This is a genomic window from Microvirga sp. HBU67558 (assembly GCF_018069605.1).
In the GTDB taxonomy this organism is placed as follows: domain Bacteria; phylum Pseudomonadota; class Alphaproteobacteria; order Rhizobiales; family Beijerinckiaceae; genus Microvirga; species Microvirga terrae.
In genome coordinates this window covers 1-266 of record NZ_JAGPUP010000076.1, presented here as the reverse complement: position 1 = coordinate 266, position 266 = coordinate 1, and the positions used below count along the sequence as shown (strand labels likewise).

General features: G+C 65.4%; 1 pseudogene. It reads right to left on the bottom strand.

From position 1 onward, the window contains the following. Positions 1–266: pseudogene (locus KBI52_RS33740) on the bottom strand (TetR/AcrR family transcriptional regulator); the annotation flags it as partial.

Genomic DNA, 266 nt, shown 5'->3' with positions numbered 1-266 from the left:
AGGGTCGCCTGGATGACCTTGCGCACCGGATCAAGCAGGTGCGGGCTCTCGGCCGAGGCGGCCAGGATGCCATTGGCGACCTCCTTCGTCCTGCCCTGACGCAGCTTGAGCAACGCCGCCGTGCACAGGCGGGCTTCCAAGTTGTGCCCGGGCTCAGCTTGAGCGCGGAGTGTCTCCCGCTCTGCCGCAACCTCGTCGACGATGCGCTGGACCATGCCTTGGAGTAGCGCGTCCTTGGTGGGAAAGTTGTAGAGAAGCCCACCCTT